The sequence below is a fragment of the Catalinimonas locisalis genome (assembly GCF_038039535.1).
Taxonomy (GTDB): Bacteria; Bacteroidota; Bacteroidia; order Cytophagales; family Cyclobacteriaceae; genus Catalinimonas.
In genome coordinates, this window is record NZ_JBBPHP010000045.1 from 1 (window position 1) to 21786 (window position 21786).

17 protein-coding genes and 2 pseudogenes are annotated in these 21786 nt (G+C 35.0%); 14 read left to right on the top strand and 5 right to left on the bottom strand.

What is annotated here, in order from left to right; translation table 11 throughout:
- Window positions 1-668: 668 nt before the first annotated feature.
- The 13 genes and pseudogenes from WJR50_RS29105 (at window position 669) to WJR50_RS34305 (ending at window position 13037) form a co-directional block, all read left to right on the top strand.
- A complete protein-coding gene (locus tag WJR50_RS29105; RefSeq protein ID WP_341296848.1) occupies window positions 669-1412 on the top strand; it encodes a polysaccharide biosynthesis/export family protein in 744 nt (247 codons plus the stop codon).
- A gap of 6 nt (window positions 1413-1418) precedes the next feature.
- Window positions 1419-1703 (top strand): annotated as a pseudogene (locus tag WJR50_RS34295) (Wzz/FepE/Etk N-terminal domain-containing protein); the annotation flags it as partial.
- 177 nt (window positions 1704-1880) lie between these two features.
- On the top strand, window positions 1881-3755 hold the full coding sequence (locus tag WJR50_RS29110) for a GumC family protein (protein ID WP_341296849.1): 1875 nt from the start codon (window positions 1881-1883) through the stop codon (window positions 3753-3755).
- 25 nt (window positions 3756-3780) lie between these two features.
- Window positions 3781-4716: a sulfotransferase gene (locus WJR50_RS29115; protein ID WP_341296850.1), complete on the top strand. Its 936-nt coding sequence runs from the start codon at window positions 3781-3783 to the stop codon at window positions 4714-4716.
- The gene (locus tag WJR50_RS29120) at window positions 4694-5983 is read left to right on the top strand and encodes an oligosaccharide flippase family protein (RefSeq protein WP_341296851.1); all 1290 of its coding nucleotides are present in this window, start codon (window positions 4694-4696) and stop codon (window positions 5981-5983) included. Before WJR50_RS29115 ends, WJR50_RS29120 begins: the two co-directional genes overlap by 23 nt.
- Before the next feature lie 2 nt (window positions 5984-5985).
- Entirely contained in the window at window positions 5986-7266 is a 1281-nt protein-coding gene (locus tag WJR50_RS29125; RefSeq protein ID WP_341296852.1) for a hypothetical protein, read from the top strand.
- Complete coding sequence (locus tag WJR50_RS29130) at window positions 7259-8527, top strand: glycosyltransferase family 4 protein (protein WP_341296853.1); 1269 nt, start codon at window positions 7259-7261, stop codon at window positions 8525-8527. The genes WJR50_RS29125 and WJR50_RS29130 overlap by 8 nt, the downstream gene beginning before the upstream one ends.
- Window positions 8520-9161, top strand: a complete 642-nt coding sequence (locus WJR50_RS29135) for an acyltransferase (RefSeq protein WP_341296854.1) — start codon at window positions 8520-8522, stop codon at window positions 9159-9161. Before WJR50_RS29130 ends, WJR50_RS29135 begins: the two co-directional genes overlap by 8 nt.
- 412 nt (window positions 9162-9573) lie before the next feature.
- Window positions 9574-9732: pseudogene (locus tag WJR50_RS34300) on the top strand (DapH/DapD/GlmU-related protein); the annotation flags it as partial.
- Between the two features lie 14 nt (window positions 9733-9746).
- Window positions 9747-10916 carry a glycosyltransferase gene (locus WJR50_RS29145; RefSeq protein WP_341296856.1) on the top strand — a complete coding sequence of 390 codons (1170 nt, stop codon included), beginning with the start codon at window positions 9747-9749 and terminating at the stop codon, window positions 10914-10916.
- 57 nt (window positions 10917-10973) lie between these two features.
- Entirely contained in the window at window positions 10974-11603 is a 630-nt protein-coding gene (locus tag WJR50_RS29150; protein ID WP_341296857.1) for a class I SAM-dependent methyltransferase, read from the top strand.
- A complete protein-coding gene (locus WJR50_RS29155; protein ID WP_341296858.1) occupies window positions 11600-12547 on the top strand; it encodes a glycosyltransferase family 2 protein in 948 nt (315 codons plus the stop codon). The genes WJR50_RS29150 and WJR50_RS29155 overlap by 4 nt, the downstream gene beginning before the upstream one ends.
- A gap of 16 nt (window positions 12548-12563) precedes the next feature.
- Window positions 12564-13037, top strand: a complete 474-nt coding sequence (locus WJR50_RS34305) for a VanZ family protein (RefSeq protein WP_445223500.1) — start codon at window positions 12564-12566, stop codon at window positions 13035-13037.
- A 23-nt stretch (window positions 13038-13060) separates the two neighbouring features.
- Here WJR50_RS34305 and WJR50_RS29160 read toward each other — a convergent pair whose 3' ends face one another.
- Both WJR50_RS29160 and WJR50_RS29165 read right to left on the bottom strand, forming a co-directional pair.
- Window positions 13061-14587 carry a capsule assembly Wzi family protein gene (locus WJR50_RS29160; RefSeq protein ID WP_341296859.1) on the bottom strand — a complete coding sequence of 509 codons (1527 nt, stop codon included), beginning with the start codon at window positions 14585-14587 and terminating at the stop codon, window positions 13061-13063.
- 105 nt (window positions 14588-14692) lie between these two features.
- On the bottom strand, window positions 14693-15307 hold the full coding sequence (locus WJR50_RS29165; protein ID WP_341296860.1) for a WcaF family extracellular polysaccharide biosynthesis acetyltransferase: 615 nt from the start codon (window positions 15305-15307) through the stop codon (window positions 14693-14695).
- 487 nt (window positions 15308-15794) lie between these two features.
- Between WJR50_RS29165 and WJR50_RS29170 the strand changes: the two genes are divergently transcribed.
- Window positions 15795-17765: a glycosyltransferase gene (locus WJR50_RS29170; protein WP_341296861.1), complete on the top strand. Its 1971-nt coding sequence runs from the start codon at window positions 15795-15797 to the stop codon at window positions 17763-17765.
- A 1854-nt stretch (window positions 17766-19619) separates the two neighbouring features.
- On the opposite strand, the gene WJR50_RS29175 is transcribed toward WJR50_RS29170, so the two are convergent.
- Genes WJR50_RS29175 through WJR50_RS29185 form a run of 3 tightly spaced genes read right to left on the bottom strand, consistent with a single transcriptional unit; the run spans window position 19620 to window position 21784 of the window.
- Entirely contained in the window at window positions 19620-20147 is a 528-nt protein-coding gene (locus tag WJR50_RS29175; protein WP_341296862.1) for a cytochrome c-type biogenesis protein, read from the bottom strand.
- Between the two features lie 21 nt (window positions 20148-20168).
- Window positions 20169-20963: a hypothetical protein gene (locus WJR50_RS29180; RefSeq protein WP_341296863.1), complete on the bottom strand. Its 795-nt coding sequence runs from the start codon at window positions 20961-20963 to the stop codon at window positions 20169-20171.
- An 11-nt stretch (window positions 20964-20974) separates the two neighbouring features.
- Window positions 20975-21784 (bottom strand): hypothetical protein, encoded by an 810-nt coding sequence (locus WJR50_RS29185; protein WP_341296864.1) that lies wholly within the window; start codon window positions 21782-21784, stop codon window positions 20975-20977.
- Window positions 21785-21786 lie beyond the last annotated feature (2 nt).

Here is a 21786-nt window from a genome sequence, read left to right on the forward strand (position 1 = left end):
TACTACCGCCAAATTGGAAACTTGCCAAGGTAATTGATGTGATGGAAAATTAACAGGCTACTTCACCGCACGGATACGTTAATAAGGGCATTGAAGTTACATAAATACGTAGTTATTCAAGCCATGTTAGATAAATAAACCATATTGAAGTATTTTAATATAGTATAGGCTATACTTTTTTTATAAAATTCTGAAAAGGTATAAAACTGAATTATGCAGGTGATTTTTTCCAAATTGATGAACGGTTTTTGAGGATTTTGAATCTTTTTTTACGGATATATATATAAGAGTACATTTAATAATGCTTCAAAAAACCATAATTATTATGGCGTTTGAAAGGGTATTTTTATTTCCTTATATCTATTAAATATATAATATAATTTAATGTGTTTTTTTAATTAAAAATACATATTAATAACCATAAAGTTAAATTATGTGTTTTGTTATATTTTTAAGATTCAAAAAAAGGAAGATGTCATTAGACAGAGAAATTGAAAACTTGCCCATGTAATTAAAGGTGACACAATGTCAACTAAAGACAATCCGAATGTTATAATATTGAATTGGTGATCGAAATGAGTTTAGAACATCCTCTTTAAAAAAAAACATTTCTATTAATAGGAGGGGCAGCTTAGGATATAATCTTGTAAACTACACTATACACGAAAGTGAAACACAAAAAAACATATATTTTAATAATTGCATGGACTTTTTGCCTAGCGTCATGTATTCCAACCAGGGAGCTGCTTTATTTTGAAGAAACTCAAGCCCCTAAAACATATTCACCGGAGAAACAGGAAGTAGTATTAAGAAGTGGGGATGTGCTCCACGTATCAATAAGTACCCTTCCTACTAGTCAACTGAATACATATTCAAATGCTGATATGCAAAGTAATACTGTCCCTATTATCAATGGATATACTGTTTCTGATGAAGGGTACATAAAGTTACCGGTAATAGGTAAAATAAAAGCGGCTGGAAAAACGGTTAATCAGATTAGAGAAGATATCACAAGCCTAGTAGCCGAATATTTCCAAAATGCTTCAGTAAAAGTTCATTTGTTAACCTTTACCATAAGTGTGATTGGTGAAGTATCCAGACCTGGGCAATATACCGTTTATAAAAGCAATATCTCATTTCTGGATGGGTTAGCTTTAGGCGGGGATTTGCTGCCCACTGCCAACCGGAATGAAGTACATCTTATTCGCACAGTGAATGGAGTTAGTACACGTAGTAAAATTGATTTACAACAGGATAGCCTGTTTTCAAGTCAGTATTATTATTTACAACCTGACGATGTGATTTATGTGGAACCTGCCCGGTATAGGAATATTAATCCTTTACAGCCCTGGGCTATTGCCGTGTCCTCATTATCTGTACTCGCAGTTATTTTAAACATATTCTTAAATTAAATTTCAATGGAAAGCAGGCTTCAAAACGACGAAGAGTTTGATTTTCATAATATTATAAGAAAGGTAAAACAATACCGCTGGCTTTACTTATTCAGCGTGATTGTTTGTGTCATACTTGCCTTCTTGTATAATCGTTATACTGTACCAGTATACAATGTCAAAGCTTCTATTTTGATTGATGAAGAGGAGAATATGAGTGAGACTGCTGAGCTGATTTATGGTACGGATTTACTTTCATCCAATAAATCATTATATAATGAAATTGCGATATTAAAATCTTTTCCTTTCATACATCGCACGGTAAAAGTGCTTAATCAGAGAATTTCGTATTTTAGAGAAGGCAGGATTGAAGATGGGGAGCTATACTCGACGCTGCCATTTCAGGTAAGGATTGACAGTCTACAATATAACAGCCTGAATGAGGATATTCCTTTTTATGTTACCATTCTTGATGAGGAAAAATTCCTGTTGGAAGCATATTGGGATGAAAACCTTAAAGTAGAAAAAGAACTGAAGTTTGATGAAGATTTTATGATCAATGGCACCGGTTTGACCCTTCGGTTAAATTCTTTACCTGAGAGCTCAGGAAGATTTTATTTCATCATTCGTAACTTTGAAAAGTTAGCCCGGAATTACAAAAATAAGCTTGCTATTTACCCTTATAGTAAAGAGTCGTCCGTAATTGATATCTCTATAGAAACAAGCGTGCCTCAAAAAGAAATAGATTTTCTGAATGAACTGACCCATCAATATACCATAGTGAGTTTGGAAGATAAGAATAAGTCTACTTCACAGTCTCTTACTTTTATTGATGAACAATTAGAAACAACGTTTGATACACTTCAGGTCATTGAACAGGAGTTAGAAAATTTTAAGTCAAGGAATAGTTTTTCCCAGGCCAGTACTATGATGGAGCGTAGTTTTGATAAAATTTCGGACTTAGAATCGCAGAAAGCTACCCTCTTGGTAAATGATAAATACTATAAGGCAATCCAACAATATCTGGAAGAAAATAGAGCCCTGGATGAATTAGTAGCTCCTTCTGGTTTTGGGCCACAGGATGTGCTGTTGAATAATCTGATTAACCAACTGGCTACCTTACAGATTGAAAAGAATACCTACTTAATAGAAGGCTCTGCGAAAAACCCTTATGTCAAAGAGGTAGAAGGAAAAATCAACAATATTAAAGCTACCTTAAGCGAGAGCCTTCAAAATATGATTGCCAGTAATCAGATGAGTCTGACGCAAGTGAATAATCGTATTGCCAGCCTGGAAAATGAAATTAGTGTATTGCCTGAAGCGGAAAGGAAATATGTAAATATAAAAAGGCTTTATGATTTAAATGAAAGCATATACAACTTACTGCTACAAAAGAAAGTAGAAGCTGGCATTACCCAGGCTTCCGCAACAGTAGATAATAAAGTGATTGAGCCTGCTTACTTGGTGAATACATTGCCTGTTAAGCCTAGGAAGACAAGGAATTATATCATTTCAGTAATTTTTGGCATTTTGTTTCCTATGGGTACTATATTTTTGCTAGATAAAATTAGTACTACAATTAATAGTAAAGCAGAAATTGAGAAATATATAGATTTACCACTTATTGGATCTATCAGCCAGAATGAAAAAAATTATCCTCTTGCAGTACATCAGTCTCCTAAATCCCCAACTGCTGAGTCATTCAGGGTACTAAGATCAAACCTCAGGTATGCCGTGAGAAACCAGGATACTAACAAGACTTTTTTAATAACTTCTATGATTAGTGGGGAGGGGAAAACATTTTGCAGTGTTAACTTGGCAATTGCTTTAGCATTGTCAGGGAAAAAAACGCTATTGATAGATTCAGATATGCGTAAACATCAACCTATTTCGGAATTAAACCTTGACTCTCAAAGAAAAGGTTTAAGTAATTATCTAATTGGAGATGCATTATTAGATGAAATTATTCAAAGTACACCTATCAATAATTTAGAAGTTATTGCTTCTGGTCCGATTCCTCCTAACCCAGCAGAGTTGTTGATGGAGGGGGCAATGGATGTGATGATGGATGTATTAAAATCATCTTATGAATATATTGTTATCGACACATCCCCTATAGGCTTGGTTGCTGATGCACAGATTATGATGAGTCATAGCGATGCTTGTCTTTTTATAGTACGTCAAAAATTTACACAGAAGGAGTCTCTCAGGTTGCTGACTGAAATTAAAGAACAGAATAGTATCAATAATGCGCATATTGTATTTAATGATGTTGAAAGCAGCTATGGGTATTATGGATATGGTTATTATATATATCCACAAAAGAAAAAATCATTATTTAAATCATTCAAAGCACTGTTTTAATCTCAAATGCAGTTGACTCAGGTATATGAAAGTTCCAGTAATATATATACTCAGTAATGGTAGGAGCGGATCAACCATTTTAGATCTAATGCTTGGCTCATTCCCAAATTTATGGACCCTAGGTGAAGCACAGCTATTACCTTTAGAAATTGATTTTAATGCAATTTGTGGCAGTGGAGAACCTATATTAGAATCCTTTTTTTGGAAAGATTTGATTCCAAGCATTCAATTAGAAGATAATAATAGCAGTATTAGTTATTTTAGAAGGTCCCATCCGCATGGGGCTCATACTGGTGCGGTGATCAGATGGAAATTACTCTATGAATTATTTACAGCAAAGTTTTCTAAAGATACACTAGGAAGAGTTGAAAGTTATGGGAAGCTTAATTATGATTATTTTAAAAAAACAATTCATCATGCTGAACAAAATGGTTTTGCTAATAAAGTTGAGTGGATTGTTGACGCCTCTAAAGATCCCTATAGGCTCATGTGGTTGCAAAAATCTGGTTTATTTGATATTAAAGTAATCCATCTGGTTAAAAGGCCTTCAGCTTTTGTATATTCTACTGCTAAGGGAAAACAGCAAGGAATGAACCCTGTAATGGTAGCAAGGATGACTCTAAGATGGATAATTGAAAATAAGATCATGAGTAAAGTATGTGATCAATGTATCTCTCCAGAAAATGTGTACACTCTTCAATACGAAGAGTTAGCTCAAGATCCAGACAAAGCATTATCCTTAATTGGAGAACGATTTGGTATTAATCTAAATGGATATTCTACTAATCAGTTTAGAGAATATCAAAATTTTGGTGTTTCAGGAAACAAAAGTCGTTGGGAAAATAGAAGTATTTTTCTAGATGAAAAATGGAAAAAACATATGCCTTCTAAACATATTAAATTTGTGAACCTGTGGACTCAAAAGCTTGCAAGTAGATATGGCTATAAAATTATGGGTTAAGAGTGCTTTAGCTCATCCATTTGTAAATAATGCCACATGGATGTTAGGAGGGAGTGGACTGCAGGCTGGTATTGCTTTTATCTCTAATGTAATATTGGCCAGATATCTAATGCCAGAAGATTTTGGGACATTTGCAATTGTGCAAGCCAACATAAATTTAAGCAGTGCAATATTAAATCTAAAATTAGAACCATATATTATCAAGCTAAATCAGACTACTTTAAAGGAAAAATATGAAATAATCACTACTGTAGCTGTAATTCAAAGCATAATCAATTCTTGCATTGGGTTTTTATTATTGATGTTATGGGGTATGATGAATATAGGTGGACTTATTTTACTCATTGATAAACTTATTGCTCCATTAGTTTTATTTCAGTTAAGTATTTTTGAGAGAAAGTTAAATTATAAAAGCATTTCATTTATTGAAACTACATCCAATACCTTGAGTCATTTGCTTGTGATAGTGTTGGCCATTAGTGGAGTTGGCTTTGTAGTTTTATATATTCGTGTATTTGCGGAAACTATTCTTAGATTAACTCATCTGATATATAAAAAAGAGTTGAAAAAAATGCCTCTCAAAAAAGTTAACTTTTCAGCAGTTAAGAATATTATTTCAAATGTTCGTGGCTTCTGGTTAGATGCCTTGTTAGAAGGTATGTTTGAGAGAATATTAATCTTAGGAGGAAGCTTCCTCCTTACCGAAAGACAATTGGGTTATTTTGTTCAGGCAAAAAGGTTGGCGATTACACCCCATCAACTATTACAACCTATAGCATTTCGTATCTCATATAACTTCTTTAATAAAGTAAGTAATCTGAGAGCAAGATTTTTAATGTTATATAAGATTTTGTTTTCTGAATTTGTAGTACTTACGGTAGTAGCGTTGATAATATTCTTTAAGTCTGAAAGTATTATCTCTTTTTTATTCGGAGAGAAATGGGTGGCTTCAGCAATGGTATTAAATAGCATGTTAGGCGTTATCACCTGTCTCACTCTGTTTAATACTTATAAAAGCTTTTTTATGTCTGGGATTCATATGAAAGTGTTCTTTAAGATAGGAAGAGTCATTCAGTTTTCAATATTATTAATAGCCCTCGCAATACTATATACTACTTTGTTAAAAGTTGATTTATTATTTGGTGTGTCACTAACTTATTCACTTGCATATGTAATACCTGTTTTGACGTTAACCTTATATAGCCTCTTGCAAAGTGTATCCTTTAAGAGTAAAGTCATTTATCAATTAATACCAGAAAAGAAGTAACAATGTACAGGGAGTTGTTATTTTATACTTTTGCTTTTTCTGCATTTATACCTATTTATCAGGCTTACAAAAGACCTCGGAAATTGTATGAACTACCTTTTTTGTATGGGGTAGCATGTTTTGTCTTTATAATTCCAACTTTATTCTTTGTTAAAGAAGACAACTATCTGTTAACAGACTCTCAATACAACCGTTATGTACTTAATGCTATAATCTGTTTTTGGGCAGCGATATGGGGGTATCATAGTATTAATAATGCTCAAAGAATTGAAAAAAATAGAAAAGAGTTAGTTTATAGTGACAACAAAATATTTATTGCTATTCTGCCATTAATACTTATTGGTGGTTATGCTTCTTCATTGATTGATCCTTCTGAGTTTGGCAGTGAGCAAGGTGGTATATTTGCAATCATACTGTTTTTTTCTCGTTTATTAAGACCTGCAATAGTTATCCTGTTTACCACTTATCTGATGAAATCTAATCAGAAAAAGTTAATACTATTATTATTCTATTTAGCACTTTCGCTTCAATTTATAATTATTTCCGGGAGAAGAAGTGAAGTGTTTAACTTAGTAATTACAATAATATTTCCACTATTCTTTATTAAGAAAGCATATATTCCTAAACAGTTTATTATACCAGCAATAATATTGGTAATAACTGTAATAGCGGTTTTACCAGTAACAAGAGAATTTACAAAGAGAGGGGAGTTTAACCAATTGTTAAATTTATCATTAACGGAGATTTCCAGTGCGTATTTAAGTGGAGAACGAACCAATGAGGTAATTGAAGCTGCTATCAATATGGAAGTAGTTGATAGAGAAGGAATCTATAATTATGGAGTGTCGATGTACAATTATCTAGTTCACCAATATGCAAGTTCTACTATTTTTGGTAGTGATGTTAAAAAGTCGTTGTTTATCGAAAAAGTCAATATGGATAGATTGAGAGAAAAGTATTTTTGGATGGGAGATGCTGTAGGTTATAAAGGATACTTATCATATACAGGCTTTGCAGCTACATTTTATGAATTTGGTTATTTTGGATGTATTCTCTTCTTTTTATTCGGCAGGCTTACTAAATCCTTTTGGGTGAGAACTCAAGATGGGAATATTTTTTGGGTATTATTTTATTGTTGTTTTGCCACGTTTATACTTTTTTCAGTTTATCATTCAATCATGGCAATACCTACCATTTTCTTACCAATATTAATTATACTGATAGGAGTGATGAATTATGCCAAGATAAAGAGTTACACAATTAATAATAAAAGTTATGCCTGACATTAGATTTATAGTTTCATTGTTAACTGCCAGGAGAGAATATGATGTAGCACGAGTTTTATATAATAATGGGTTACTGGATAGCCTTTTTACTGATTTATACTATGCGCCGAATCAGCCAATAGAGAATTTACTGAAGATTGTGTTACCACAAAGAGTTAGAAAAGTTTTAAATAAATACCAGTCACCCATTCCAAAAATAAAGGTGCACTATGATTTACCACTTGGAATAGAGTTTAGATACAAGTTAAGTAAGAATAAGAGAGGAGATTATTATAAAGCGCAAATAGATGCTTATAAAAAATTAAATAAAAGAGTAATTAAATATGCTGAAAAATCTGATTCTAAGGATAAACTAGCTTTTTTTGGCTTTGATACTGCATGCTTGGAATTATTTGAATGGGGAGCATACAATCAAAGCCACCTTGTGATGGAGCAATGTGTGGCTCCAAGAAAAACACAGATAAAAATGCATCAATATTTTGCTTCAGTTAGTAAGGACAGTTGCCAAAAAATGATTGAACATTGCCTACACCTTCAAGAGAGAGAAGAAAAAGAGTGGGAGTTGGCTGATACAATTGTAGCACCATCTTCCTTTGTAAAGGACAAATTGATAGAAGCTGGTGCACCTCAAGAAAAAATTACAGTAATTCCTTTTGGTTACAACCCTACACATTTACAAAAGGAAGCTGAAAATTGTATTGAAACCCGTTTTCGTAGCGATAAAGAAAAAATAAAAATATTATTCGCAGGGAATGCAGGACAAAGAAAGGGAATCTATGATTTGTTTTCTATTGCTGAAGATATGAAAGCAGAGAATGTACATTTTTTAATTGCTGGAGCAATTGAAGAAAACTGTCAAAACTATCTTAATTCTATTAAGCTTGACAATGTTTCATTCTTAGGGAAGCTTTCTCAAGCTGATTTACATGAAGAATATCGTAAAGCTGATATTTTTTTCTTTCCTTCCTATCTAGAAGGATCAGCCATGGTATTGCTAGAGGCAATGAGTTGGGGAGTTCCTGTTGTCACTACTTATGAATCAGGAAGTGTTATTCAGCATAAGCATGATGGTTTTATTTGTTCAGCAGGTGATAAAAAAGATATGAAATATTGGCTGAGTAAGCTTATAAATGACCTGGGATTAAGATATGAAATAAGTAAAAATGCTTTGTATACCTCAGCAAAATATACATTAGAACAATATAGTGATCAATTAGTAAATAAGCTTACAAATGTCAAGCAGTCTAGTTATGCGTGAAAAACAGTTCGCAAAGAGAGTAAGCGGATCAACGTTTTCAAAACTTAAGGACTTCGGAAGTTTACTCCCATTTGCACTGTACTGGTATATTACGAGAGCTTTCAGGCAATCTTTTCTTAGATTTTATTTCCATACGATAGGCAAATATGGGTTTCGTTCTATTGGAAGAGGTGTTGTTATTGATGGCATGCCTGAATTTATTTGGCCTTGTGCAGATATTACCTTGGGTGATTTTGTGAGAATTGGTAAAAGATGTGTTTTCCAAGGGGCTCCTGTATCTAAGATACGGTTAGGTAACAGAGTTACGGTGAATGATGGCTGTTATCTAACTTCAATGTTTTCTATTACAGTTGGGCAAGGGACTTCCATAGGAGAATATACCAGTATACGGGACTATAATCATAAGTTTGATGATACAAGTATTCCTATAAAAGATCAAGATTACTATGGCTCCCCGATTGAAATTGGGAATGATTGCTGGATAGGAAGGGGGTGTATTATTTTACCGGGAGTGAGTATCGGGTACGGAGCTGTGATAGGTGCTAATTCAGTAGTAACTAAAGATATACCTCCTTTATCGGTTGCTGCAGGAGTACCAGCAAAAGTCATTAAAATGAGAAAATCAGATGTCTAAAACTAAAGCATATTTTATTGACAATCCTTCAGACGTTAGAAAAAGACAAGGGCTTACTTTTAAGAAATCCTTATGCTTATTCCTTTATTATGTAATTGCTCGGCGATTACCTGATACTCCTCTACCAGGAAGTAAATTAAGCATGTACATACGTAATTTGTTAGCTAGACATATTTTAAAAAAAACGCCTAAGTTATTTAAAGTACATGCTGACGTTGATTTTGGAAGTGGATTAAATGTTGAAATTGGAGAAAATTCATCATTGAACAGAGGGGCTTGGATAGGAAATGATACGATTATTGGTGATAATGTGATGATGGGGCCAGAAGTAAGTATCTTATCAGGTAGTCATAATTTTGATAATACTGAGATCCCTATGACGATGCAGGGAGCTCCACCTAGAAAACCTGTAATTATTGGTAATGACGTATGGATTGGTACTAGAACTATCATACTTCCTGGGGTTAAGGTTGGTAATCATAGTGTTATTGGAGCAGGTAGTATAGTGACTAAAGATGTCCCTGATTGGGCTATAGTGGGAGGTAATCCAGCTAAAATAATAAGGTTTAGAAAATAATGCTTTAGATGAAGGTAACATTACTTTCTGGTTCTAATTCAAGGAAATCAGGTGGACTATATAATAGTGTAAGATGTCTGACAAATTCACTAAATCAAAAACAAGTTAATGCTTGTATTCTAGCTCATAATGATGAATTTTCTAGTGAAGACATTAAAGCGTATTCCAATCCTACTGCTTCCTATAAACTAGTAGGGCCTACTAACTTTGGTTACTCGACTGACCTACATAGAATTTTGAGGCAACAAAAGCCTGATATTATCCATACCCAATGTTTGTGGATGTACTTATCTAAAGTAAGCTTAGACATTTATAAGAAACATCATGTGCCCCATATAATCTCCCCACGAGGAATGCTTGACCCCTGGGCAGTAAGCAATGCTGCCTGGAAGAAAAAAATAGTTGCTACTTGGTTTGAAAATAATCATTTGAAAACATCTGCATGCATTCATGCTTTATGCCAAGCTGAAGCAAATGCTATTCGAGAATACGGGTTAAAAAATCCAATAGCGATTATTCCTAATGGTATAGATTTGCCCCCAAGTGAATTAACTCAGCTTAACACTACGCCAGCATGGAAAAAAGATATTCCAGAAGATAAAAAAGTATTATTATTCCTGGGACGGATTCATCCAAAGAAGGGGTTAAAGTTTTTAATAGAAGCTTGGGCATCTTTTGAAGAAGGGGTAAAAGATTGGTGTCTGGTAATTGCCGGATGGGATGAAAGTGGTCATCGTTCGGAACTGGAAGCTATTGTGAAAAAGAATCAACTGGAAAAACATATATTGTTTGTGGGTAGCCAATTGAGAGAAAACAAAACTGCTTCATATCTGCACGCGGATGCGTTTATTCTCCCATCATTAAGTGAAGGATTGCCTATGTCAGTTTTGGAGGCTTGGTCATACAAACTGCCAGTATTGATGACACCTCAGTGTAATTTGCCTGAAGGATTTCATGCCAATGCTGCTAAACAGTTTGCCCCAGATGTAGGAGGTAATTATCTGGCATTATGCTGGCTTCAAAAGCAAGATGTAACTCAACTGAAGTTATTAGGTGAAAATGGTTATAAATTGGTAAAAGAGAAATTTACGTGGGAGAGAATAGCCGAACAGATGGCTGATGTTTATAAATGGGTATTGACAGGTGAGCATAAGCCATTAAGTTTAATTGCTGACTAAGCTGAAATTTATTTTTGAAATGATCAAGATATTTTAATATTTAATTCAATTGTTATTATGGCAAATTATCAAGATTACAATTTTAATGAAACTTATGTCCCTCATCATCATAGCTATTTGTTAAATCCAATAATTAATTTATTAAATAAAAATAACAATAAATATATTTTGGATCTTGGTTGTGGGAGTGGTTTTTATGCTAACGAGCTGATAAAAAGAGGGTATAATGTGTTTGGTACAGATGCATCAGAAACAGGCATAGCACTTGCAAAGGCAAAACATCCAAATAGGTTTTTCTTACAAAATCTTGAAGAAGACGAACTTCCCCCTGAAATAAGAGATATTACATTTGATACAATTATTTCTACTGAAGTCATAGAACATCTATACAATCCTCAAGAGTTTTTAATGTTTTGTAGAAAAATTCTTGCAAAGAATAAAAATGGAACCTTGCTGATAAGTACTCCATATAACGGTTACCTCAAAAACATTGCTTTGTCAGTGACCAACAAATGGGATCATCATCTTAATCCTCTTTGGTTAGGAGGGCATATAAAGTACTGGTCAAAAAAAACATTGGAAATTGGACTTGAAGAGGCAGGTTTTAAAATAAATAAGTTTGTTGGTTGTGGCCGTTTACCTTATCTATGGAAATCTATGTTATTTAAAGCAGATATTGATAAATGAAATACCTTACCATAATACTACTTACGTATAATGAGGAGGAAAACCTTCCGGATTGCCTTAATAGTATGTCTGAATTGAATGCTCCAATATTCGCAGTAGATTCATACTCTACTGATCGGACATTGGAAATATTAGAAACTCATGCGATTCCATTTTTGCAGCACCCTTTTGAGAACTATGCATGCCAAAGGAACTGGGCACAGATAAATTCTCCTTTCGATACAGAATGGGTTTTCCATTTGGATGCAGGAGAAAGAATGACCCCAGAGTTAGTTAGCTGGTTAAATCAAAAATTTGACCCAAACGCAGATGTAGATGGGTTTATGTTTAGCAGACGTACTTTGTTTTTTGGAAAATGGATAAAACATGGAGGCCACTATCCTAACTTTCATCTGAGGTTATTTCGTAAAACAAAGGGGTACTGTGAGAATAAGGTTTACGATCAGCATTTTATCGTTGACGGTAATAAACGAGTAGTACCAGCAGGGTTTGATATCATAGATACAGTAACGGATACTCTAAAAAACTTTACAGTTAACCATGCTAGATGGGCTCAACTGGAAGCTGATGAAATCGTTGCTAATAAAAAGATGAAAGGGGAGGTAAAAGCCAGTTTTTTCGGTTCACCTATTGAAAGAAGGCGTTGGCTAAAAAATAATATCTTCCAAAGAGCCCCCATTTTTGTCAGGAGCTTTTCATATTTCATATACCGCTACTTCATCAAATTAGGGTTTTTGGATGGGAAATGGGGATTAGTATTTCACCTGTTGCAGGGTTTCTGGTTTCGCTTTCTGGTAGATAGCATGGTATTAGAATTATTGCATAATACTCAAAATACAAAAAATCAATCTAATACTTCGTCAAAAGTAGCCCCAGAATCAGGGTTTAGGGTTAACTATAGTGTAATGCAGACTAACAATAAGGTTTCAGTTAAGTCTGAATAAATTCCAGTAACTCTTAATGAAAAATATTACCTGGAAAAACCTTTATTTTTGTGCGTTGGTAACAATATATTTTTCATTATTTCTCTGGGTATTATTCTTCAATAGAATCCCCCCTTTCTATCAGAATAGTTTACCCGCGAAAGAGTTGGGGGCTCAATTGATACCACTAAATACCTCTTTTATTTTCATCAAAAAATCAATTTCAAATGGTTTTAGTTGGCCTACCACCTATATGATGGTATCAAATCTACTTGGGAATGTTATTTTATTTATCCCTTTTGGTATTCTTTCTCCTCTTTTGTTTTCGTGGGTACATAAATCAAAAAGAATACTGTTCTTAACTTTACTATTTAGCTTCGCTGCAGAATTGATCCAGTTTTATTTTCAAATTGGAGTATTTGATGTTGATGACATTATTCTGAATACTCTTGGTAGCGTAATAGGTTATAATTTACTCATTCAATTTTGTTATGGGAGGCTTGAAGGATAGTTGGTTAGTTTTTAAGAATTCAACTATCTTCTCTTAAAAGGATTAATTTTTCTTCTAAACCTAACTGGACCAAGCTCTTTAAGATCTGGCTTATAATTAAGGTCATATTCAATGGCTAACATTCCTCCTACATTACTGGTAATTTTTCCAACGTCAAAGGCTAACGTACCGCTGACCTTCAACCCATTTAACTTATAATTGAGCTCCTGCATAAAATAACTTTGCTTTTTATCGCCCGCTACCCAATGACTATCGTTATAATTGCCATTATTAATGGTATAGGTAAATAAGGTACGGTAGGATAAAGAAAACCACTCAGTTGGAAAATAGCCTTTAACTCCTATATGGAAGCCATTGATACGGTTATTTGCAATGTTATATACCGCTTGACTGTTGTAGCTTTCTCCAAAGTAATGAGTAGCTCTTTGGTAGTCAAAGAAGAGTGGAGTACCAATGATATTCCCTTGGTAAGTCCAACCATTGGTGTAGCGTTCATTATTGTAAAAGTTATAATCTGCCCTCCCAGTAGGACTTGTATTATCCTGCCAGGTGGTATTAATGGCTTCAAAGGTAAGGGCTGAAAGAATGGCATCAGTTTGATGGTTAGTCCATGAAACACCTACCAATCTATTCTTAATCCTGAAAGGATTCATATTGGTTTTACTCTCAAAAGGTACCTGGGTGTAGGCTGTGAGATTAAAATCCCTAGTAGTGAGTGTAGCCCCATAATCAAAAAAACCTAAGTTATTCCCTGGTACTGCAGCTTTAGTGAATATATCTATCCACTCTCCAGGAAGCTTGTTACCCTTTGAGCTTTCACCTCCCCATACTACAAACTGGTTTAACCCTCCATAAAGGTTAATGGTGGTAAACTTCCGCGCATTGACCAAAGGTTTTTTTCCCAGCCTGACATAAAAGCTTCGTTGATGTAGATAAGCTTTGCTCACCAGAGAGTCACTGTCCATCCATCCATTACTAAACTGCCCTTTTACCTGTATCCATCCCGGAGCAATAAAAGGTACATCGGTATAGCTTGGGATAGCCAGACTTACTTTTGGTATGGGCAATGCATTGCCACTGATTCCTAAAGATCCACTGGAAAGCTGATAATCTACTTCACCAACGACTTCTTTGTACCGCCCTATGTCTAATCGTAAAGCGTGCCATTTCACCTTGGCATAGGCTTCAGAAAGAAAAGTTTTTTTGAAGTGATTATGATTGTTAATGGAAACTCCATAGATGATGTTGGAAGTAGGTTGATCAGTATATCTACCGTAGTACTGCCTTATGGGGCCTTTCCCGCCAAATGTATGATGATTGCTTAGTGTAAGATAAGTACTGGCGTCAAACTTTTGATCAGTAATGGTACCCCAGCGATTTGACACCAGCCACAGTGGCTGGTAATCTTCTTTCGCAATGGTAACACTAGTCCCTACTTTTACTTTCAAAGAGTCAAGAAACTGAGCACGCACAGCATGGTTTAGCCCAAAGTAGAGTGCTATTATAAGTATAGGTGTAATGTTTTTTTTGTAGTTTTTCCACCTGTTCATGGCATTATATTTTATCGAGAATGCTACTCCTGATATGATCAAAATTTGGTGTAAGATGGAAATGTGTTTTTCATAATCTCAGCTTTATTATGACCATCCCATATTTTATTTTTGTCTTATTGATAGCGCCTCAGCAATTTCTCCTTCGAAGTCAAGTATACTTTTATCGGCTTGAGTACACCTTTTTCTTTTTGAAGTCGCCGGATTTCCCTGGTAAATTTCGTAAGCTGATAAATCAGAAGTAGCCACTGAACTAACAGACAATACACTATGAGAATGACATCTTACTCCGGGGCAAACTACCGCATGGGCACCTATCCATACTCCGTCTTCCAGGACTATGTCATTTACAATTAAATCAAATGTTTTTACCTTGTAGTTATGGCTGCCAGTTAACAACATTGCACCCTGAGAAATGCATACATGATTACCAATCTGTACATTAGCTAAATTATCAATCCAGGCATTTTCCCCTATCCAAACATGATCTCCGATACAAAGTCGCCAGGGATATTTAATATTTACACCAGGTTTTATGACAACACCTGTGCCTACTATTGCACCAAACAGTCTAAGTAGTCTGGTTTTTAGTGTATTTACAGGAAACAGACTGGACTGAAATACCAGGCTATTTGTGAAATACCATAGCAGCCTGATGATTGAGGTTTTACCGGGCTTATACCAGTCGTTATTATACTGATTGAGTGCTATCTTTAGCATTTGAGATGTATTCTTTAATGATGTACCGCAAATTACAGTCTAGGTTTAAGATGGAATATGTTAAAAAAACACAAATGGTACGTAAGCATAGAATGTCATCTAATTGGTGGATAGTAGTGGGCATTAACTCCTTTTTCAAAGGAGACCAATTTATTTAACCTTGTTTTCAAAGTAAATTCATGACAAGTAGAGCTGGGATGAAAATTACTCTGGACTGTAAGAGAACTCAGTATTTACTAAATCTACCTTGACGAAGTTTTATCAGTAAAATCTTCTGCTTTTTTTAGGCAATTAATCGGTCAATATAGGATAGATCAATCTTAACTTTTTTTGCATCTTATCCTTTGACGTAAAAATATACAAGGTAAGAAATCACCTTGTTCTCAATGGGCAAACCCAGCCAAAATAGATTTCTTTGAACATCCAATATTTTTGGATCTGCCAACCTTAGACCTTCTTATTAAGCCAAATTAAAACAAAGTAAAAATTGAAAGTCTCTATCATTACTGTCGTTTATAACAATGCAGCCACAATAGCTGCTTCCATAGAGTCGGTATTAAACCAGGACTATGAGGATATTGAATATATCGTAGTAGATGGTCAGTCTACAGATGGTACTCAAGAAATTATACAGCAGTATGCCAATGATATACAAGTATTTATATCTGAGAAGGATGAGGGGTTGTATGATGCACTTAATAAAGGAATTGCTTTAGCCAGCGGCGAAGTTGTGGGGATTTTACATGCTGATGATATTTTTTATTCCAAAAGCTCAATCTCTGAGGTTGTGAAGGGTTTTGAGAAAAATAAGGTGGATTGTATCTATGGAGACCTAGTATACGTGGAGAGAGAAAATACAGATGCCATCGTTAGAAACTGGAAATCAGGTGAATACAAATGTTCAAAGTTTTTGAATGGATGGATGCCCCCTCATCCTACATTCTATGTAAGGAGAACATGCTTTCAACAATATGGAGGTTATGATACAGCGTTTAGCTGCTCCGCTGATTACGAGCTTATGTTACGTTACCTGTACAAAAATAAAGTGAAAACAGGCTACGTAAATAAGGTTTTAGTAAAGATGAGGGTAGGAGGAGTAAGTAATAGCACTCTTAATGGTAGGTTAAAAGCTAATCAGGAAGATATGTTGGCTTGGAAAAAAAATAATATTAGCCCTAACCCTCTACTTCGTATTATGAAGCCTCTAAGGAAAATAGGACAGATCAATTTTCCTGAAGTTGGGTTTAAATGGGCTACATATTTAGCTTTAATATTACCTTTTGTAGCTTTAATGAGCGGCTTGGTTGATGGTATGCAAATTGAAACTAATGGAATAACTGTTGGCTTAGCCGGTATTTTTGCCTGGGGTATAGTTGGTGTTTCTATACCGGTAGTGATCAAAATAGCTGAAATCAAACATTTGATGGATAAACCTAATCACCGAAGTTCTCATGTCAAACCAGTTCCTACCTTAGGTGGTATCGCTATTTTTGCTTCTATTTTGTTGAGCCTAACGATCTGGGGAGGAATTAATGAGCTTAATCACCTCCAGTATGTAATAGGGGCCTTAACTATTATATTTTTTATTGGAGTTAAAGATGATATGTTGGTTATTTCTCCTAAAAAGAAATTTATAGCACAAGTTATTGCTTCTATCTTAATTGTTAAGGGGCTTGGAATTGATGTGCAAAGCTTCTATGGAGTATTAGGAGTGAATGAAATATCACCTTGGTTAGGTGTTCCATTTACAATTTTAACTTTTATCCTAATTACTAATGCCTATAACCTAATAGATGGAATTGATGGGTTGGCAAGTTCACTTGGTATGTTTACCGCTTGCTTTTTTGGAAGTTGGTTCCTAAGTGCTGGATATAAAAACGAAGCGATTCTTGCTTTTAGTCTTGTGGGGGGCTTAGCAGCGTTTATTAAGTTTAATTTTTCAAAACACAATAAAATATTTCTCGGCGACACAGGTTCATTGATTATTGGCACATTAAGTGCGACAATGATATTCCAGTTTCTCAAGCTAAACGGAGATGTAATCAATACCCCTTATTACTTAGAAAATGGACCTATAGTAGTAATGGGTGTTATAGGTGTTCCTTTATTTGATGTACTGCGTTTGTTTGTTTTAAGAATTGTTAGGGGACAGTCTCCTTTTAGTCCAGATAGAAATCATATTCACCATTTGTTGATTGACTTAAGCTTTAGTCATAGAAATGCAACTATTTTCATTGGAATCCTGAATGTAATAATGATTATGTTAGCTTTGTTTTTCTTTACTATGCTTGATCCTACTATATCCTTTCTACTTTTAATCTTGAGCTTTTTATTTCACATAGTACTTTGTCACCAGCTTCAGTTTTCAAGTCATAGAGTAGTCAAATTGCTATTCATAAAATACATAAGGCTTCTGAATGGAAAAAGAGTAGTAAAGCATACTATTAAGTCTTCTTAATTAAACTTAAAATAATTGCATAATCCTGCTAAAAAGATAACATGAAAGATGAGTTCTCTTGAGCTATTGCTTTTATGATAGTATAGTGTTGTTTGCTATGTATGAAGAAGTTAATTAAAGTATATCACAAATGATTTTGTATGAGGTGTGAAATTGATTGCCCAGCGCTTTTTACAATTGTGAAACAAATCATAAAAACACAAGGCAAAGGATAGTAAGATTTAAGCATTGACCACCTAAATCTCGGAGTACAATATAATCTGGTGAGTATTTGAATAGCTAATCAATACGAATTTAGGTAGCTGTACATGACAGGGTAATATGGGATTTAGGTAAGGCAAAATCACACTAACCTACTGGTTAACCTTGGATGCATAGTGATTGGATTACAGTTTCCATATGCTATCATAACTTAGAAAAAACTAATAAATGCAAAGTTCACAGAGCTCCAAAGAGAACTCAGCACAGATATTGCCAAGTGATAAAAATTAGAGTATCCATTTTCAGGTGTGAAAAGACTTAAGATCATTCGCAATAGGATAAGCCTCAAATTTTATGAAATAGAGACAGTATCACGTAAATTGTCTTTGCTTTGCTCAATTTTAGATTTTTGCCCTCCCCCTAATAAACTATCCAAACTTAAGCGAAGTAATTTTTCCTAAAAATTTATACCAAAATATATTTTTACATATCATATATTTGTTATTGCTGATTATTAAGCTTACTAATAAGTTAAACCTAGGTTAATAATAACCTAGGTTTCTTTATTAACCACAATTAAGCTCATCTTTAGCCTTTTAGCATAAACAAAAAGAGCTCCCAGTAATAAAAAATTTACATCAAGCACAATACAAATTTGTAATAATTATCCTTTAAGAGTTCTGGAATTAAATATTTCCATTTATCTCAATTAATTCCAGAAAAATATTTAACCATGTTAACGTTTTTCTATTAAGTTTACTCCCTATTACAGGCAGACTAACTATTTACAGTGCATTGAGGTCTATGGATTTGGGTGGAGCAAAAAAGCACATAAATGTCGCTCAGTGTTTAGTAAAGTAAAGTCAAAGGGGTAACCTACAGGGCTTTCCGCGTGCTGCTCTGTGATATATGGCAACCTCCGCAAAATATTTCTCCTTCAGAGCTTGCTTTTGTGTATCTGCCTGGTGGTACATTGTAATTGTTAGACAAAATTCAGGGAATCGTCCATTTTTTAGTCATCTTGCTACCATGGGCCCAAAGGTATTGAGCGCGATAGCTAAAGGACAACTCCATGAATTCTTCTAATGTCATTCTTTCCTCTTCCATATCCAAGCAAGAGAAAAGCCCAGGAGGTCATTTGCGATGAGATCCCGGGCTTAACTATGTTTAAAAAAAAATAAAAACTATGTTGATGTAAAGTAAGCTACTGCCGCAATAATATACTAGTGTATTTCGGTGACTATATTACTGTGTATGAAAGAAGTAAAAATCTTAAAGTTGACTCCTAAAATAATATTGTCATTGTATAAGATTTAGATTTCTAAAAAATTAGAAAAGGTAGTCCAACCAAAAAACCTATTGTTATTATTAAGTTGAATACAACTCCTAAACTTAGGAACGGTTTTCATTAATATTTATAGATCTATTTAGGAGGTAAAAAATTGAAACTGTCAGTTTTTTTATTTGTAATATAAGGCCAGCAATAATGTGAAAATATATCCAATAATAGGTTAAAAAAGTTAATCCTCCACTGCTAATTCTTTTCCTCCACTAATCAGATTATTGAATACGAGCTGCAACCAGCTCACAAATTGCTTGTAAAGTTACTATAGTTAAACTAACCTTCACTTATGTTTTCAATCTCAAGCACCATCAACGTATCACCTCAAACCTAAGCGCAAAAGTATAATTTTCCTCTTCTAAAACTTTATCAACCCGTATCTGCATAAACTCTTCATTAAGTTCTTCCAGTATCCAGTTTTCATCAGCATAAGACTCTTCCATTGCATAACCATAGAGCATGCGGTGACCGGAGGCAAAAAGAGATACTGCGAAAATGGTACGCTGATCGTTGAGCTTCCATCCGGCGATGAGTGGAATGTAGGTGAGGTCATTTTGCTGACATACTGTGTTTCCTTCTTCACCATTCAATTGTCCAACCGCTCCTGTACCAGGAGCTTCGGTGATGAAGATGTTGTCTTTTACACAGGCAGGTAACTGTGCATACCAATCCAGTATTTCGCCATCGCTCTTTCTTTCCGCCAGCATGGAGACTACTTTCCATCGTTTCTGATGCAGCAGTGTTTTCATTTCATATTCAGGAGGGGCAATCATCTCTGGAGACTGACATGAGGCAATTGTAGTAAAAGCTAGTACATAAAAAGCATAATAGTGTTTCATAGTGAGCACTAGTTTTGGGGGTTAAAAAATTGGGGTATCAGATATTAAAGTTCTTTCCAGACTTTTTCTTTGCCGGACAGCATCGTTTATGGATTCAGGGTTTTTAGTGACTTGCATCAACAATTCATCAGATTGCTCTAGCAGTGTTTCAGCAGTCAAAAGATATTCCTCGCTATAGGACTGCAGTGCTATTCTTTCCGCCTCAGTCATGGAGAAGCGATCATTTTGCTTTAGTACTTCATTCATTTCAGATGCTTTGCGTATGAGGTCTTCTGCCAGAAACTGAAAAGCTACCGCTGCATATGCCATTCTTTGAGCAGCGTAGTACGAAAAGCTCTTGATAAGCTCAGCTGAGGTCTCCTTATCCTCTTGAAAGTTATTAAAGTCAATGGGCAGAGCTTCAGCAGAACTAGCCATAAATAAATCAGCATAGGTTTCATCTATTGATCTGTATAATACAGGATGTTCACCAATGATAATATCTAGTTCTATATCTGACTGGCGAATCCCATTGACCAGTTCATCAGCCAAATAGATAGACTTAGAAAGATCGCTCCAATGCAAATCTCTCACCGACTCAATCTGCTTCCACTGATGGAGCACTTCCTCTTGCAAAGCCTCAATACTGCTGTATTGTGCGAGCATACCTTCTCTGTGCTCCAGTGTCTTTTGATACTGTTGTTGCTTGACTACATTCATGGCAAAATCCTGCACACTTTTACCTAAAGCTTTGCTATCATAAACCATGATAAGCTGGGCCCGAAGGGCAAAAGGCAGCATAAAGAAAAGGGTGAAAAATCTGAATTTCAAGTGCATGATAGTGATATTCAGGGTTGAAACAAAGTACTTTTTTCAAGAATTTTTCGCTCCAGTTGATGCTCAAATACTTGGACTGAGTAAGCCTTTGAAAAAGAGTTAGATGCGGCTTTTTGTACCCATTGATCAGCTTTGGTTTTAAGCTTTGAGCTACTTTGGAAGTACTCCTGCATCCTTTTGATAGTCTTTAGTCTTTGCTGTTCAGTCATAGAAAAAACTTCATCACGCTGCAACAATAGCTGTAACTCTTGGGCATTTTTAAGTTTGCTTTCAGCGAGATCCTGATAGGTCTTAGCCAGGAGCAGTTTTCGTTTGTCGCTCATCTCTTTGAGTGCTAATTGATTCAGCTTTCTTTGCTTTTGATCAACATCAAAACTACTAGGCTCAGTCAACATCAATGACTCATCGTAGGGAATTAGCTCCTCGTAAAGAAGCTGACTCTTCTGAGCAGGTTCTAACTGGGCATGATAGATTTCAGCAAGATTGTTCGCAAAAGAGTAACCTGTTAATTGGGAAGAAGCCTGTATTATCTGAAGAGCATTGTCCCTTTCTTCATCCAATTCAGAAACTCGAAATTGAGCAGTACTTGCAGTCTGCTTGAGAAATTCCTGATACAAAGCTTGTAACTGGTGAGTCGCTGAAACCGTATCCAGGCTTTGCTCAGTAAGCTGCTGGATAAGTCCTAGTATGGCTGCCTGTTTGGTATCATGGTTTAGCTGTTCTGCTATTTCATCTTGTAAGAGATGATCACTTACTGAGATTTGAGCTAGCAAACCATGGGTAGGTATAAGTATGAGAACAAGGAAGATGATGAACTTCATAC